Annotated in this window: 14 protein-coding genes; 5 read left to right on the top strand and 9 right to left on the bottom strand. The window is 52.5% G+C overall.

From position 1 onward, the window contains the following. Window positions 1-250: 250 nt before the first annotated feature. The 4 genes from DNH61_RS23660 to DNH61_RS23645 all read right to left on the bottom strand — a co-directional run bounded on the left by DNH61_RS23660 (window position 251) and on the right by DNH61_RS23645 (window position 5068). Window positions 251-1273 carry a FecCD family ABC transporter permease gene (locus DNH61_RS23660; protein ID WP_281272431.1) on the bottom strand — a complete coding sequence of 341 codons (1023 nt, stop codon included), beginning with the start codon at window positions 1271-1273 and terminating at the stop codon, window positions 251-253. Then, a complete protein-coding gene (locus DNH61_RS23655) occupies window positions 1266-2288 on the bottom strand; it encodes a FecCD family ABC transporter permease (RefSeq protein ID WP_111149286.1) in 1023 nt (340 codons plus the stop codon). The genes DNH61_RS23660 and DNH61_RS23655 overlap by 8 nt, the downstream gene beginning before the upstream one ends. 3 nt (window positions 2289-2291) lie before the next feature. Beyond that, window positions 2292-3314 (bottom strand): iron-hydroxamate ABC transporter substrate-binding protein, encoded by a 1023-nt coding sequence (locus tag DNH61_RS23650; RefSeq protein ID WP_111149422.1) that lies wholly within the window; start codon window positions 3312-3314, stop codon window positions 2292-2294. 107 nt (window positions 3315-3421) lie between these two features. Beyond that, window positions 3422-5068, bottom strand: a complete 1647-nt coding sequence (locus tag DNH61_RS23645) for an AraC family transcriptional regulator (protein ID WP_111149285.1) — start codon at window positions 5066-5068, stop codon at window positions 3422-3424. Window positions 5069-5327: 259 nt separating this feature from the next. On the opposite strand from DNH61_RS23645, the gene DNH61_RS23640 reads away from it, so the two are divergent. After that, a complete protein-coding gene (locus tag DNH61_RS23640) occupies window positions 5328-5444 on the top strand; it encodes a sporulation protein YjcZ (RefSeq protein ID WP_111149284.1) in 117 nt (38 codons plus the stop codon). Between the two features lie 188 nt (window positions 5445-5632). On the opposite strand, the gene odhB is transcribed toward DNH61_RS23640, so the two are convergent. The 3 genes from odhB to DNH61_RS23625 all read right to left on the bottom strand — a co-directional run bounded on the left by odhB (window position 5633) and on the right by DNH61_RS23625 (window position 10764). Continuing rightward, on the bottom strand, window positions 5633-6925 hold the full coding sequence (gene odhB / locus DNH61_RS23635) for a 2-oxoglutarate dehydrogenase complex dihydrolipoyllysine-residue succinyltransferase (protein WP_111149283.1): 1293 nt from the start codon (window positions 6923-6925) through the stop codon (window positions 5633-5635). A 5-nt stretch (window positions 6926-6930) separates the two neighbouring features. Next, window positions 6931-9807 (bottom strand): 2-oxoglutarate dehydrogenase E1 component, encoded by a 2877-nt coding sequence (locus tag DNH61_RS23630; RefSeq protein WP_111149282.1) that lies wholly within the window; start codon window positions 9805-9807, stop codon window positions 6931-6933. 150 nt (window positions 9808-9957) lie between these two features. Then, complete coding sequence (locus DNH61_RS23625) at window positions 9958-10764, bottom strand: hypothetical protein (RefSeq protein ID WP_111149281.1); 807 nt, start codon at window positions 10762-10764, stop codon at window positions 9958-9960. A 251-nt stretch (window positions 10765-11015) separates the two neighbouring features. Here DNH61_RS23625 and DNH61_RS23620 point away from each other — a divergent pair, with 251 nt between their 5' ends. Further along, window positions 11016-11351 (top strand): helix-turn-helix domain-containing protein, encoded by a 336-nt coding sequence (locus DNH61_RS23620; RefSeq protein ID WP_111149280.1) that lies wholly within the window; start codon window positions 11016-11018, stop codon window positions 11349-11351. A gap of 24 nt (window positions 11352-11375) precedes the next feature. On the opposite strand, the gene DNH61_RS23615 is transcribed toward DNH61_RS23620, so the two are convergent. Both DNH61_RS23615 and DNH61_RS23610 read right to left on the bottom strand, forming a co-directional pair. After that, the gene (locus DNH61_RS23615) at window positions 11376-12035 is read right to left on the bottom strand and encodes a phosphatase PAP2 family protein (protein ID WP_111149279.1); all 660 of its coding nucleotides are present in this window, start codon (window positions 12033-12035) and stop codon (window positions 11376-11378) included. Beyond that, complete coding sequence (locus tag DNH61_RS23610; protein ID WP_111149278.1) at window positions 12032-14110, bottom strand: sensor histidine kinase; 2079 nt, start codon at window positions 14108-14110, stop codon at window positions 12032-12034. The genes DNH61_RS23615 and DNH61_RS23610 overlap by 4 nt, the downstream gene beginning before the upstream one ends. A gap of 87 nt (window positions 14111-14197) precedes the next feature. On the opposite strand from DNH61_RS23610, the gene DNH61_RS23605 reads away from it, so the two are divergent. From DNH61_RS23605 to DNH61_RS23595, 3 genes are read left to right on the top strand one after another with little or no spacing between them, the layout of a single operon-like run. Continuing rightward, on the top strand, window positions 14198-14947 hold the full coding sequence (locus DNH61_RS23605) for a response regulator transcription factor (RefSeq protein WP_111149277.1): 750 nt from the start codon (window positions 14198-14200) through the stop codon (window positions 14945-14947). Beyond that, window positions 14916-15782, top strand: a complete 867-nt coding sequence (locus DNH61_RS23600; protein WP_111149276.1) for a class I SAM-dependent methyltransferase — start codon at window positions 14916-14918, stop codon at window positions 15780-15782. Before DNH61_RS23605 ends, DNH61_RS23600 begins: the two co-directional genes overlap by 32 nt. Next, entirely contained in the window at window positions 15782-16570 is a 789-nt protein-coding gene (locus DNH61_RS23595) for an RluA family pseudouridine synthase (RefSeq protein WP_111149275.1), read from the top strand. The genes DNH61_RS23600 and DNH61_RS23595 overlap by 1 nt, the downstream gene beginning before the upstream one ends. Window positions 16571-16619 lie beyond the last annotated feature (49 nt).

Raw genomic sequence — 16619 nt, 5'->3', positions numbered from 1 at the left:
ATGCATATATCACCCGTGAAGTAGGCTGTACAAAGAGCGGCACGTTCGCCGCATCCCATCCATCCCGATAAGATATGGAAAGATAACATAAACAAATGACATATCCAATTTATCGTACGGGCCAGCTGCATCTTCGTCCCTCCAATACACCCTTCCAGCTCGCTCTTCACTTTGCTAGGCTTAGTTAACCATATTATTCGCTGCTTTCACTCCTATCCCTTCTATATCCCTGGAAAAACACTTCCATTCCTTACCGCTGCCCGCGGAACAGCAGATAAACAAAATAAGGGGCGCCGATAATAGCAATGACTATGCCAGCAGGCAGTGTAACAGGTGCAAAGAGCTGTCTGCCAATGAAATCCGAAGCCGTTACGAGCAGCATGCCAATCAGGCCGGACAATGGTATGACACGGCTGTGGCTGTGACCGGAGAGCCCCCTCGCCAAATGAGGGGACAGCAGTCCGACGAACCCGATGCTGCCCGATACCGAAACACAGGCGCTGACAATACCGACACTGCACAGCAGCAGCAGGTTCGTCTCCTTATGCACAGCTACGCCGACTCCCGCCGCCGTCGTTCTGCCAAGCTGCAGCAAATCCAGCTGACGGGATTTCGACCATATGACAGGAATGAGCACCAGCAGCCATGGCAGTACTGCGAGCACGAAGCGCCAGTTGGCATTGTAGATGCTGCCTGCCATCCATACCGCTGCCATCTCAAAATCCTGCGGATTCATCTTAAGAGAAATATACATGGCAAGAGCACCTAGTCCGCTCCCAAGCGCGATACCGGACAGGATCAGCCGCTGAGGATCCAGCACACCGCGATGCCAGGCAAAGAAGAAGATAAGAGCGGCGGTTCCTATCCCGCCGACCAGCCCAAACAGCGGCATTGCCATTACGGAGAGCCAGCCGGCGCCCTTAATCTGGCCTGCAAATACAAGCATGAACAAAACGACGGCCGCACCAGCTCCTGCATTAATGCCCAGTATTCCAGGGTCCGCCAATCCATTGCGCGTAATGCCTTGTATGACTGCTCCCGCAATTCCGAGCCCCAGACCAACCAGCAGGCCTACAACAATTCTCGGCAACCTGAAATCAAAGATTACAAGGTCATAGTCGGGGTTGGCTTGAAGCCGGAGCAGTGTCTTCAGCACGTCCCATGCCGCAAGGTCGAACGAGCCATTCGTCAAACTAACGTATACGACAACAACCAACAGCGCTGATAGCGCCCCAAGAACTGTCAGATAGGCGGGCAGAGATCTGTTAATCACGTTCCCCTCCCCCTCGCTTGCGGATCAGGTACAGGAAGAACGGCACACCGATCAATGAAGTCACAATCCCGATCGGCGTTTCGAAGGGTGCATTCATGAAGCGGCTGAGCAGATCAGCCAGCGCCAGGAAGACCGCTCCGATAACGGCAGCACATGGTACAACCCACCGGTAATCAAGCCCTACCAGGAACCGTGCGATATGTGGAATGATGAGCCCGATGAACCCGATTTTCCCAGCGATCGCTACCGAGATACCCGTCAGAATCACGATGGACAACGTCGATATAACCTTCACCAACGCCGATCGCTGGCCAAGACCTGCCGACACTTCCTCGCCGAGCGAGAGGATCGTAACATGCCTTGATACCAGGAAAGCCAGCAGCAGCCCCACTACCGCAAAAGGAAGGGCCAGCCTGATCATGTCCGGTTCCAGCTGATGCAGCCGTGCATTATACCAGAAGCTAACGGATTGGGAGAGCTGAAAGTAAACCGCAAGCGCTGATGAAATGCTGCTGAGGAACGTACTGACAACGGCGCCGACTATGGTCATGCGGACCGGCGACATCCCGCCCGGTACCGTCGACGCCAGCCCGAGTACGATCGCCACTCCCGCAGCTGAGCCGACCAGTGACATGAAGATCATGCTTAGTGATGTGGCTCCCGGCAAAACAATCATAGCCAGGGTGATCATAAACGCGGAACCATCCGACACGCCCATGATGGAAGGCGAGGCCAGATCATTCCGGGTCATGCCTTGCATCAAAGCGCCGGATACAGCCAGGAACGCTCCGATCAGGAGCGCCCCCAGTACCCTTGGTATTCTGGAATAGCGAATAATGTGATGGTTAACGTTGTCCGGGTCAAACTGAAACAGGGCGTTCCAGATCGTAGCCGTATCGATATTTTTGGCCCCGTATAACACCGATAGTACTATGATAGCTGCAGCTGCAGGCGGCGCAGCTATCAGCAGAATGGCCGGCACCTTCCGGCCAAATCGCAGGGACAGATCATTCATTCCTTATTGGGACAGCTTGTCAGAAGCCGCTTTAAGGAATTGAATCTTACTCCATGCCGTTCCGCCCTGTGCAAGCGGATCAACAGCATTGACGAACACATGCCCGTCCTTCACTGCCTTGATGCTGTTCCAGATCGGATTGTCCTGCAGGTCCTCCAGTGCCTTCGGCGCATCCGCATTCTCTTCCTCCGAGAACTGGATAAAGATATAGTCCGGATTCATAGCGGAGAACTTCTCAATTGAAATTACTTCCTGTGCTTTCGCGGCTTTGATCTCTTCTGGGACCGTCAGACCCAAATCTGCGTAAAGGGAAGGATTAAAGAAGACGGTCTCGGGATAGATGAACAAATTGCCGCCGCGAACGCGAACAGCTACTGCTTTCTTACCGCTGAGTCTGTCTGCCAGCTTCACTTTTGCAGCTTCCAAGTCGGACTTATACTGGGACAAAATTTGCTCAGCCTCCGCTTCTTTCCCCGTCAGCTCGCCGAGCAGCCGGAGGTTGGCCTCCCAATTGGTTGAGATATGGGACACCGGGATGGTGGGTCCAATCTTGGCCAGCTTCTCGGCCACCTCCGGAGCAAACTTGGATGAGCCAAGTATTACATCCGGCTTCAAGGAGAGAATCTTCTCGAAATTCGGTTCTGTCTTTTCACCGATCGATTCGGCTTCGCCAGTAATTTCTTCGAAGATGGCAGGGAATTTACCTGCAATGGAGATGGCGCCAACCGGCTTCACACCAAGTACAAGTGCATCCTCCATCGCTTCCAGCGAGCCGGTGATGACAACACGCTCCACCTTTGCCGGCACGCTATATTCTTGGTCGAGGAACGTAAGCGTACGTGTTCCGGCAGGAGTCTCCTCTGCTGCCCCCGCACTCCCGGCTGTCGTATTGCTTGGCTGGCTAACTGCAGCTTCGCTTGGTTCTGTCGTATTTGCTTGCTCTGCCCCTCCGTTATTAGACCCGCATGCCGCCGGGACAAGCAGCAAAATTGTGAGTAACCCCTTAATTAACCATTGCTTCTTCATGCTTCCTTCTGTCTCCCTTCCAATCTCCTGTATGTAATTGATAATGATTATCATTATTTATTGTAGCCGTATTCCGCCTAGAAGAACATGGACAATATCCAGAACTGTCATGTACGATTTCCGGTCAAAATCAACAGATAGGCCTTTATCATCCGTTCATGAGCGGCCGGCGAGTATTCTCCCCAAGGATCTGTATGGATGATATGCACTCGGCCTGCGGCAGCCGCGGACAGTGCTTGCCATTCCGCCGACTGCTTCCGCTGCTTCCAGAGGGCGAGTGTCTCGCTCTCCCGGCATATATTAAGCAGGATTCGGTCTGGATTGATCAACAGGAGCTCATTCATTGAGAGTTCAATATCATATTGGGCTTCGGAGACATGGTAAGCTGGCTGCACGCCAAGGTCCCCGTAGAGAACCTCAGCCATGCTTCGGTTGCAATAGGCGTACATACGCTGCTTGCGCAAACGGATGACGAGTACCTTCTCTGAATCAGCTGCAGGCTTCAGCTGCCTTCTGGCCTGCAGCACCAGCCTGTCATAGCGGGCCAGCCACTGCGATGCCTCCTGGCTTACATCCAGCCACTCTGCCGTCTGCCCCAGCTGCTCCCTCCAGCTCAAGGATGTGTCTAGCATGAAGACCTCCCCACCGGTGTCCTTCAGCTTGTTCAGCTCATGCGCAGACTGGTTATCCAGGCACAGGATCAGCTCCGGAGCTGCCTCCGCAAGCCTTAAGATGTTTAGCTCCCAGTGCTCATTGACACGAAATGCGCTTAGATGCACAGGGACGGCATCCCGATAATGCTCATAGTAGTAAGCCGTCCACTTGGGATGCATGGGAGCTGCATACGGTACAACCTGGAGGGCGATCAGATAGCCGGTTGAGCCGGTTCCATACGCCGCAACCCTCCTGCTTCTGCTTCGTATGAAGGCGGTTGGAGACATCCCAGCTGACTGCTTGAATTTCCGGCTAAAATAAAACTCATCCTGATAGCCAACCTGCCTGGCTATATCACGGAGCTTGGCACCGGAATGAAGCAGGTACCGCTTGGCCTTGCTTATTCTCACCTCTGTCAGATAATCAAGCGCGCTTAAACCGAAGGTTTTCTTGAATAAATCCACAAAGTATTTGGGGCTGACACCAGCCAGCTTGGCAAGATGTTCGATCGAGAGATTTTGCTGGAAATGTTCATCCATATATTGCTTCACTTCCCACAGAGACATCACCAAGTTCTCCGATTGCTGCCTGCTGCTTCGTACTGCCAAATGCAGGATCTCCTGAAAGGAAATCTGGGCCTGAAAACAGTCCAGCGGATCCTGACTGTGTATCAGGCGGATAACAGTATCACATGCGATAATCATCTCACCTGCATCCCTTAGCAGGAACGAGAATTCCTGGCCTGCAGCCCGTACATCCTCCGCCCTTGCGGGGCGCCAGCTATTACCCTCTTCACAGGGAACCATCACGTCAAACTGCAGCAGATTAACGTCCATGCCGTCGGTCATAGTGGCTTGCAGCCCGTAGGTTCGACCTGGCGGGCACAGGTAACCGCCGCCTGGCTCAAGCCTGATTTCCGCGTTATCTAGAACAAGCTTCCCGACTCCGCGGGAAACAAAGATCAGTACAAACTGGCTTGTCAGCTGCTGCGCTAGCAGGGTGCCTCCCTCTCCCCTGAACACATCCGCTTCTGTAAGCCGAAACATAGCATTATGCCAGGCAAATCCTGCTTCTCTGCTGCTCAGCACCGTGTTTGGCATCTATCTGCGACCTCCTCTTGTCAGACATTGTGACTCTCTGTAAGTTATAATCTCAAATGTATTGCTTCCCCATTGTATTTGATAATGATTATCATCGTCAACAATCCTCCTCATGATAGATCAGCCCGGTGATAAATCCCCCCCTCAGCCCAAATAATCATGGAACTGGACTCACGTCCAGACCAGCAATGATCTCCGACATACAATGATTCTGTGGATGAGCGATCCACAAAAAACAACAAGATTGGAGTGTTTCGCAATGGCATACGGAGCAGGTGTAGGTGCAGGTGCAGGTGCTGGCCTTTGGACTTCGACTGGTGCAATTCTGGTTCTCTTCATTCTTCTGGTAATCATCTCCCGCACAATCCTGGTTTAATTGCAGCGCAGATGAATAAGAAGCCAATCTCCTCCGGAGATTGGCTTCTTTGCATTAACAATAAGTCCGCCACAGCGATAAGACTGACTATTCACGGCTAGATCAACAGAAAAGCCCCGCACATGCGTAGATGCGCGAGGCTTCTCTGTTTTATAGGGCGGTAGAAATGAAACTGCGCTGCGGCCTTCTTAGCCTTCAAGCAGCAGAGTTTCCGGATCCTCAAGCAGCTCCTTCACTTTTACAAGGAACCGTACGGCTTCACTGCCGTCAACAATACGGTGATCGTAAGATAGCGCAATATACATCATCGGCCGGTTCTCCATACGTTCAGCGTCAATAGCGACCGGTCGCAGCTGGATTTTGTGCATGCCCAGAATACCTACTTGAGGGGTATTCAGGATTGGTGTGGACAGCAGCGAACCAAACACACCACCATTCGTGATGGTGAAGGTGCCGCCCTGCAGTTCGGATAGTGCCAGCGTATTGCTGCGGGCTTTATCTGCAAGACTGGCAATTGTCCGTTCGATCTCCGCGAAGCCGAGGCGGTCAGCATCCCGTACGACTGGCACGACGAGACCTTCCTTCGCAGCTACCGCAATACCGATATCGTAAAATTTCTTAACCAGAATATCCTGCCCGTCGATCTCTGCATTCAGATAAGGGAATGCCTTGAGCGCACCAACCACGGCCTTGGTAAAGAACGACATGAAGCCAAGTCCCACATCATGCTTTTCCTGGAAGGACTGTTTCCGGCGTTTGCGCACATCAAGAATCGCTGTCATATCTACCTCGTTGAAGGTCGTCAGCATGGCAGCAGTCTGCTGGGCTTCCACCAGTCGGTTAGCAATGGTTTGACGGCGGCGGGACATCCGCTGCCGGTCTACAGGCTTACCGCTGGAGCTCTCCTGAGCAGAAGCAGAAGCGGCTGGAGCAGCCGGCTGCTTGGCCTCTGGCTGTTGAGTCTGGCTCTGGCCGGCAGCCGGAGCAGACCCTGCATCCCGGACATCATCTGGGAAGATGCGTCCTAGCGGGTCCTTGCCCTTCACGCCATCGAGCTCAATGCCCTTCTCGCGCGCAAGCTTGCGTGCGGCAGGCGATGCCTTTACCTGAGTCGGATTCTCTGCAGGACCGGCATTCTGAATGCTGCGCGAGCCTGCAGCCTCTTGATTCGGTGGAGCCGCAACCGCTGCGGCTGCCTCGCCGCCCTCAGGCTCGCTTGGCGTCTTATTGGCTGCAGATCCGCCAGCAGATGCCGAGATGGTGCCGATCTTCTCGCCAACCTGAACAGCATCGCCTTCACCCTTTAACTGGGCGCCCAGCACACCGTCCGCTTCCGCACTGATTTCAAGGTTGACCTTATCCGTTTCCAGTTCCACCAAGAGGTCCCCTGCTTGTACAGAGTCCCCCTCCTTCTTCAGCCATCTGGAAATCGTGCCTTCCGTAATGGATTCACCGAGCTCAGGAATAATAATATCTGCCACGAAATTTACCTCCCCTTGGTCATGCTTTCCGTTGTCGTACGGCGCAGTGCCTGCTTCAGAATATAGTCTTGCTCGAAGCTGTGAATATATTGGTAACCGCTAGCAGGACTGGAACGGTCTGGACGTCCGATATAACGCACTTCAGCCTTGTCAGGTGCCAGCATCTGCAGGTAAGGACGCGCGAATGTCCATGCTCCCATGTTGCCGGGCTCTTCCTGCATCCAAACGAGCTCGCTTAAATTCGGGAAGCGGTCGATTATCGCTTGAACCTTCTCTTCCGGGAACGGATACAGCTGCTCGACACTCACGACACGGAGCCATTCCTTCTCATCCCCTTCTGCGTTGTCAACCGCATCCAGTATATCTACCGTTACTTTACCGCTGCAGAGAATAAGCCGTTCGACGCGGCTGTCATCACCGCCCTGCATATGTTCAATTACCGGCAGGAACGTGCCTTCGGTAAACTCAGAAGCGGTTGAAGCCACTCTCGGGTTACGAATCAGACTCTTAGGCGCCATCAGAATAAGCGGACGCATTTCCGGGCTCTTCGTCAGACCAGCCTGCTTACGGAGCAGGTGGAAGTATTGGGATGCCTTCGTTAGATTGGCAACCGTCCAGTTGTTGTCCCCTGCCAGCTGCAGATACCTCTCAAGCCGGGCACTGGAATGCTCCGGGCCTTGACCCTCATGACCGTGCGGCAGCAGCATAACAAGCCCGGAACGCTGCGACCATTTTACACGGCTGGCCGCAATGAATTGGTCAATGATGACCTGTGCCGCGTTTCCAAAGTCGCCGTACTGAGCTTCCCACAGGACAAGCGTCTCTGGCGAGAACACGTTGTATCCGTATTCGAACCCAAGAACCGCCGCTTCCGACAAGGGACTGTTATGAATAGCGAACGAAGCGCGAGCTTGCGGAAACCGGTGCAGCGGGCAGTATTCTTCACCTGTCTCGGAATCATGCAGAACGATGTGACGATGGGCAAACGTGCCCCGCTCCGAATCCTGTCCGCTCATGCGGATAGGTACACCGTCCTCCAGGATGGTCGCAAAAGCAATGGCTTCGGCTAAAGCCCAATCCACCTTTTCCCCTTCGTTGAACGCGACTGCACGGCGTTCCAGAATTCGTCTCAGTTTCGGATAGACATGGAAGCCATCCGGCCACCGCAGGAGCTCTTCATTGATACTCTTCAGCCGATCAAGCGGAACGGCAGTCACGATATCTGTACCGATCTCTGCGTTAAGACGCTCGGATTTGAAGTTAGGAGGATCAGCCTTCTCATTCTTCTTCACAACCTCATAAGTCTGCTGCAGCATGCTCTGCACCTCTTGGCGGAGGTTCGCCAAGTGATCCTCCTCAATCAGCCCACGGGTTAGCAGCTTATCGGCAAAGACATTGCTGACAGTCGGATGGTTCCGTACCTTCTGGTACATAAGCGGCTGTGTCGCATCCGGATCGTCCATTTCATTATGGCCGTAGCGCCGGTATCCGATCAGGTCGATCAGGAAGTCCTTCCGGAACTTCGCCCGATAATCACAAGCCATCCGAATCGCATTGATACAAGCCTCCGGATCATCGGCATTAACGTGAATGATTGGTATTTCATAACCTTTGGCCAGGTCGCTGGCATAATAAGTCGAACGGGCATCCTTGCTGTCTGTCGTAAAGCCCAGACGGTTGTTCGCAATGATGTGCACCGTTCCACCGTTACGGTAACCGGTCAGCTGATTAAAGTTTAGCGTCTCCGCTACAACTCCTTCACCTGCAAACGCTGCATCGCCGTGCACGAGGACTGTAACCGCTTTATCAACATCCTGCTCCGGATAACCCGGCTTTGTCCGATCCTCTTGTGCTGCACGCGTAAAACCTTCTACAACCGGATTGACAAATTCGAGGTGACTAGGATTATGAGCCAGCGTAACACGGATTTGTACCGTTTCCTTCGGCTTCACAGCATGGCTGCCGCCCAGATGATATTTCACATCTCCGGTCCAGCCGAAATTAATACCCATTGAACCTTCGCTAGGTATCATATCCTTATTCGGTGAATGATGAAACTCGGAAAAAATAGCCCCATACGGCTTGCCAAGAACATGGGCCAGAACATTCAGCCGGCCGCGGTGAGCCATCCCCATCAGCATGTGCTCAGCTCCATGGCCTGCAGAGCGGCGGACAATCTCGTCTACCATTGGCACCAGCATGTCTGTACCCTCAAGAGAGAACCTTTTTTGCCCGGCAAACGTACGGTGCAGAAACCGTTCGAACTCTTCCACTTCGACAATTCGTTTGAGCAGCGCACAGCGCTCCTCATTGGACAGCGGTTCCGGCTTGCCGTCACTCTCTGCTTGGGCAATGAGCCATTCCCGCTCGCTTTGTTCATGCACATGACTGAATTCGTAAGCGATTCTTCCGGTGTAAACGGTACGGAGATGAGAAATGGCATCCCATCCTGTCTTGACGCGCTCCGGTGCCTCCTCCCAGACCCATGTGGCAGGGAATGAATCCAGATCCGTTTGGCTAAGTCCATACGCCTCGGGATCCAGCAGACGGGTGTCCGGCGCTGTCTTCTGCAGACCAAGCGGGTCGATATCTGCTGCCAGGTGGCCATATGTACGAATATTCCAGACGATTTTGCCGGCTGCGACAATTTTTTTCAGCAGGTTGGCATCCGGCTGCTGTACATGAGAAGACTCTGATACTGCTATTGTCCCCGCTGCAGCGGAACGGAAAGGCGGTTCGCCGTACTGATCGAACAAATCCTTGTATTCCTGCGCAACTGAAGACGGATCTTGCGTGTAGCGTTCATACTGCTCCAGCAGATACCCGATATTGGGACCCGCATACTGCTCCCAAGGCGCCCTAAGGCGCGAATCCTTACTCATCTGCTTACCTCCGTGTGCTTTTGTGTGAACGATTGAGCGACACTCCATACAGGATATACCCGAGATGGCGGCATTCATATACAGACTGTGATAATAATCATAACAAATATTGAGCAAATACCCAACAGCCCTGTCCAAAAAACAGCAGCCTTACTGGGCGCCTTCGGTCAATTGCTGCTGCTGAATATACTCCAGACGTCTATTTTCTCGTTCCGTCTCGCTTATTCTCGGGCAGGTGTAGCAGTAATAGCCGCCTTCCGTGCAATAAAAGTAGCAGCACGCATTCTTTAGTCTCACCTGCTCATCCGGATTATACAGGCCTGGCACCCACTTAAAGCGCACGTCAAGCGGATTTTTGCCGCGTCCGAACACACCGCCTTCAAGTCCCTGCTTGAGATAGTGATAGTCGCTCTCCACCCGCCCAAGAATTGATTCGGGCCATTCCTGTTCTTTCACCGCTTCAATTCCATACTGAAACCTCGTCGGCAGCTGTCCCCACAGTTGACTGGTATGAAGCCCGCACGCGTCCGACACTGCCGTGATCAGTGGACGAACCGTGTCTCTATAGTATGCAGCAAGCAGTTCATGACGCCACTCTGCACGCTGGCTGGCCTCTGCAGGCTCGTTGTCCGTTAACCACTCATTCAATCGAAAGGAGAGAACCGCCCTCCCGCCGTCCACATACAGATCCAAGTTCATGTTATTCAATGACAGATCAAGCTTTTTCCCGAATAGTGACATCATCATCTGACAAGCAAGCGAAGGATAGCTCAGCCAGCTTGCAAAATAGGCGCCTGCCGCCGCCGGCTCAAGCGCTTTGATAAAGCTTCCATACTTCTCCAGAAAACCTCTCATCATCCCCGGTTCACATAAATCGGCAAGCGGATAGCTTGCGATCGTTCCTTCCCTTTGCAGCACAGTCGTATGGAATTTATCTTGCATCAGTTCCGTTTCCATTATGAGCCCCTTCCTTAAAAAGACTTATATTCCGATAATAATTCTCATTATCATTTACTCCGTATCATAGCACATCTTAAGGGGACCCTTCAAAATATTACATCCCGCTTTTATAAAATATTCATGCACTTTCGCAGCATCCTGCTCTTGACAATGATACACTTTGTATCATAAATTACTACTAGTAACCTTTTTTGTTAAGTTGGCGTAGTTAGGAATGTGTTATTTATTTGTGTGAGGAGCCAAAACAAATGACGATGGGAGATCGATTACGGGAACTGCGGTTGCAGAAGAACATATCACAGGAAGAAGTCGCGAGGCATATTGGGATTACCCGTTCCGCCTACAGCCATTATGAGATTAATAACAGGCAGCCCGTCTATGAAACGCTGATCAAGCTGTCCGCTTTTTTTGGGGTATCGCTTGATTATATGATCGGCGGCGAGCCGGTCAAACGGGAGCATCGTGACCATCCGACGCTAACTCCCGATACAGCGGAGATCATCCGCCTGCTCAACAAGATGGATCATTCGAAACGGAAGGCCTCCATTGATAAGATGATTCAAGTCTTGAAGCAGGCGGAATAGTATTCCGTCCCGTGCTTTACGATATTATGTACGCGCTTTCGTGAGGGCGGCAATTGCCAGTACAACAGCAGCACCGGCCGCAAACCCGCCAAGCACATCCGTTGCATAGTGAACAGAGAAATACAAGCGGCTCCATCCGGCACTGACAATGAGAATTCCGGATAGCACGGTTATGAGAGCCTTGACTGCCGGCTTTACCCGTTCTGAACGGCAAGCGATGATGGCGAACATCAGATATAGAGCCATCGCTGTCGCGGCATTCGTGCTTGGGAAGCTGTAGCCTGAAGCTTCTATCCCCCATGCTTTGTCGGGACGCGGTCTTGCGACCGAGTGCTTAATCCATGTGTTGATTCCGTAAGCCAGGGCGACCGAAACAGGCAGCGCTAACGCCTGCCTCCAGCCTGTAAGAAGAAGTAACACTAATGTCAGAACGACCGTAATTCCAATTATGCTTCCCGTACTGCCGATGAAGGTCAGAAACTTGCCGTAAGCGGTAAGCATACCGCTTACGGTAGTTTTCAGCCAATCGGCGATTACTTGATCAAATGCCGTATACCGCTGACCGCTGCCTTTGGCGGGGAGCCAGGCATAAAGCGCAAGGCAGACAGCCGAACTGGCTGCAGCACCTGTCCAGAGTGCCAGCTTTCTGCTTCCATTAGCTCTACCAGCTGCATATTTGGTCATCTTGTCCCCTCTTCCTCCTTGGCCGGCAATTCAATGCGGAAGCTCGCTCCCTCGCCCGGCACGCTGTCTGCAGAAACCTGGCCTTCATGAAGTTCAATGATTTCCTTGACGATAGCAAGTCCAATCCCGCTCCCGCCCCCGGCAGAATTTCTGGATTTATCTTTTTTATAGAAGCGGTCGAAAATAAAAGGCAGATCCTCGCTTGCAATTCCGGAGCCGTCATCCCGGACATCCAGTATGATTTTCCTTCTCACCGGATTATATGTAAATACAAGCTTGATCAGCCCGCCCGGCTGCATATGCTTGAGCGCATTATAGATCAGATTCCCAAGTGCCTGATTAATCCGCATCTCATCCATGAATACCGAAATCCGGTCCGAATCCGCTCTTGCTGTGTCAGGCTCCACAATATGCAGCTGCATACCGCGGTTTTCGATATCCAATTCATAGAATTCCCTAATATCATCAATCCAATTGCGGAGAAGGACTTTTTTCCGGTCAAAGGTCACCTGGCCTGACTCCAGCTTAGACAGCTCAAACAGATCGCTGATCAGACGATTAAGACTTTCAATCTTCCCCAGCATCATGCGCACATAATGATCCTGCTGGTCCTTTCCTTGAACAATGCCATCCTGCATTGCCTCGAGATATCCCTGAATCAGTGTCATAGGTGTACGGAGATCATGGGAAATATTCGTAAGCAGATGTCTGCGTGACCGTTCAAGCTTCTCAAGCTCTATATTGGTCGCTTCAATCTCTTCTTTGGACTTGCGCAGGGCTACGGTCCGTTCCTCGATCCGGTCTTCCAGATGATTGTTCAGCTCGAGAAGCTGCTCCGAGACCGTCTCGACGCTCCTCAGCGCCTTCGAGAAGCGGGTGGAGATGATGAAAGCCTGCATCAGAATAAAGAAGAACAATCCGAGCGGTACGAGATCCGTGGAATGCAGAGACTCCATATAATACAGGATGTCATTAATAACGGAGAGGATGAAGACCATAACACCGACCAGAACAAAGACCGAGCCCTCTCTCTTCCTTATAAATCCTCTGATCAGCACGACGACAAGATATAAGGCGATCGACACAATGAAAACCTGGAACAGCGGCAGCATACGTGATAACTCGTAGGATGGAAGCAGCAGAATGATGCCCGTAAACAGCGTTGACACAGACAATACATATATTCTAAGACGTCTGGAGGTATCCAGCGGAAACAATCGGTTGACATACATATAGGCTGCAACAGCGCTAAGCACGAGGGTCAAGTATTCCATCTTGAAGCCGGCCTCCCATGATATAGAAGGAACCCATCTTAGCAACAGCGCTTCGTCCGTCACGACCGTTCTAATGCCTACGACCAGACATAACAGACCAAAGTGAATCGTGAATTTCTCTTCCCTGCGGAGCGCAAACAAGGCGATGTGATATAAACCAATTATCACCAAGCTGCCAAAAAGACCTGCGTTGTGACCTGCATCCCGTGTGTGCTGCTCAATAATGGCTGTCGGAGCTCCGATGTCCAGCTGCCCCCATATCCCGCCCCGCTGATGGTGAAAGTTCGAAACTTGAAGCACAAGCTCAGTCTTGCCAGGCTCATTGGCGAATGTGACAACATGCGGGGTCTGCGCAGGCTTCTCGCTGGCCTCATCAGTACCTACTCTGCCCATCTCCGCTCGCACTTCGCCATTGATCCATAGCTTATAAGCCGTGGATATCGTAGGCAGTCTGATGGCAAGCACAGAAGGCTCAGGATCTGTAAGGAGCGTCAGACGATACGTGCCATAGCCTTTACCGTCTGCGTAACCATAAGGTGTCGGATAATTGTTCCATGACTTCGGCACCCTCATATAGGTGCTGAATTCTTCTTCTGTCTGTCCCGGTTCGAGCAGCTTGTCCGGATAGAACTGCCACTCCCCGTCCATTGCCCTTGTCTGATTCCCGGAGAAGTCACCACCGCGCAAGTCAAGTATTCCCTCTCTTGCATTCGCCCCTTGTATCTTCTCTGGTTGGCTGCAGCCGGCAGCAGCCATAATCAGCGCAGCAAGCAGGACGATAACCCAAGTTTTTCTAAACAACAATTTCTCCCCCTAAAACGTCTAGCCTCATTGCTTCCTCTCCCTCCATTTCGTTATAATAGTTGCTAATGGTAAGGAGGAGTAGGAATGGAAGTACACACCATTCTGGTTGTCGATGACGAACCGGAAATAACCGAGCTTATACAAATGTATCTGACACGTGAAGGTTATAACGTCTATATAGCCGACAACGGAACGGACGCGATACTGCTCGCTGAGCAGATGAATCCCGATCTGATCGTGCTCGATATCCTGCTTAAGGAGCTCGACGGCATCGAAGTTTGCAGGCAGATCCGCAAATCGTCGGATGTGCCCATTTTATTTGTAAGCTGCAAGGATGACGATAACGACATTATACACGGTTTGTCAGTCGGCGGCGACGATTACATTACCAAGCCTTTCAGTCCCCGGCAGCTGGTGGCCCGGGTTCAAGCTCAGCTGCGCCGCACCAGGCGGCTGGAACGACAATCCGCCGATGCGAATAAGCCCGCTTCCCTGCTGCAATTTGGTGAGCTTGTAATTGACCTGGACGGCCGTACTGTGCAGTGCGGGGAACGCAGTATTTCCTTATCGGTCAAAGAGTTTGACCTGCTCTCTTACCTGGCACAGAATCCGAACAAGGCGTTCCGTCTTGACGATCTCTACCAGGTTGTATGGGGAGCGAGCAGCATCGGGGATACCCGTACCCTAATGGTTCATATCAGCAACCTTCGCAAAAAAATCGAATGTGATCCGGCAAGCCCCCGGTATATTCATACCGTGAGGGGCATCGGCTACAAATTTCAAACCAAGGAAGGACCTACAGATGTACTTAGCAGACAAATGGAAGGATTATGAAGTTATTGACACAGGAGACGGCGAGAAGCTGGAACGCTGGGGAAGCATCGTGCTGCGCCGTCCAGATCCGCAGATCATATGGCCGATCGTTAAGGAAACCAAGGAATGGCAGCAGCCCCATGCTCACTATCACAGAAGCTCATCTGGCGGCGGACAATGGAGCTACAATCAGAAACTCCCCGAAGCCTGGCAGATCAGCTACGAAGGGCTGCGTTTTCTGATTAGACCAACCAATTTCAAGCATACAGGATTGTTTCCCGAGCAGGCGGTTAACTGGAGCTGGATCATGGATAAGATCCGCACGGCCGGAAGGCCTGTCCGGGTTCTTAATCTGTTTGCTTATACAGGCGGGGCGACTGCCGCAGCTGCCTTGGCCGGCGCAGAAGTTTGCCATGTAGATGCAGCGAAGGGAATGGTAGCCTGGGCTAAGGAAAATGCGACGCTGTCCGGTCTTGCGGACAAGCCCATTCGTTATATCACAGACGATGTATTCAAATTTGTTCAGCGTGAGGAGCGCAGAGGCAAGCAATACGATGCCATCATTATGGACCCACCCTCTTACGGACGCGGCCCGAACGGGGAGATGTGGAAGCTTGAACAGAACCTGTATCCCTTCCTCGAATCCTGTATGTCCATCCTGTCGCCTGATCCGCTGTTCATGCTGATAAATTCCTATACAACCGGCCTATCTCCAAGCGTCCTGCATAACCTGCTGAAGATGACGATCGGCCGCAAGCATGGCGGACGCATCAGCTGCGGTGAAATCGGGCTGCCCATTACCCGCTCGGGGCTTAATCTGCCTTGCGGCATTCTGGGACGCTGGGAGTCGGAATAATGCAGCACCGCATACCTGTCCCTTCATACGACGATATATCCATATTGTATGAAGACAATCATATTCTAGCCGTCATCAAGCCTCCTGGCGTACCCAGCCAGGAGGATGAAAGCGGCGCTCCGGACATGCTGACCCTGCTTAAAGCAGACCTTAAAGAACGCTACAGCAAGCCGGGTAATGTCTATCTCGGGCTTGTCCACCGGCTCGACCGTCCGGTTGGCGGAATCATGCTGTTCGCCAAGACATCCAAAGCCGCTTCGCGCCTGTCCGAATCCGTACGCAGCCGCAGCTTTCATAAATGCTATGCAGCTGTAACAGACGGCATACCGGCCGACAAGAGCGCCCGGTTGGTTCATCATCTGCGCAAGGACAGCAAGACCAATACCGTTCAGGCTAATAATCGGCCGGGACCGGACACGAAGGAAGCAGTGCTCGACTATACCGCTGTAGCAGCTAATAAGGAGCACCGTTCCGCACTTATAGCTGTACGGCTGCATACCGGAAGGCCGCACCAGATCAGGGTTCAGATGGCTGCTGTTGGCGCGCCCCTCGCAGGAGACCGCAAATACGGCCGTCCAGCCGGGCGCACAAGCTCTGATGCTGTTCCCCAGGATATCGCGCTCTGGTCCGCATTTATCGGAGTAAGCCATCCGGTATCCAAGGAATGGATGACCTTCCGTGCAGCTCCGCCGCCGACTGGCATCTGGGCGGCATGGAGCAGCGTGGAGCTCGAACTGGCCTGTACCCGCTACATGAATGAGGGAGATGAACGGCTATCCGACGATTAGTCCTCGTAAATCTGTGCATGCTGCTGATCATTATTGCCCTTGGATGGAA

Source organism: Paenibacillus sambharensis (genome assembly GCF_003233845.1).
Taxonomy (GTDB): Bacteria; Bacillota; Bacilli; order Paenibacillales; family Paenibacillaceae; genus Paenibacillus_I; species Paenibacillus_I sambharensis.
This window is presented reverse-complemented; position numbering and strand designations above follow the sequence as displayed.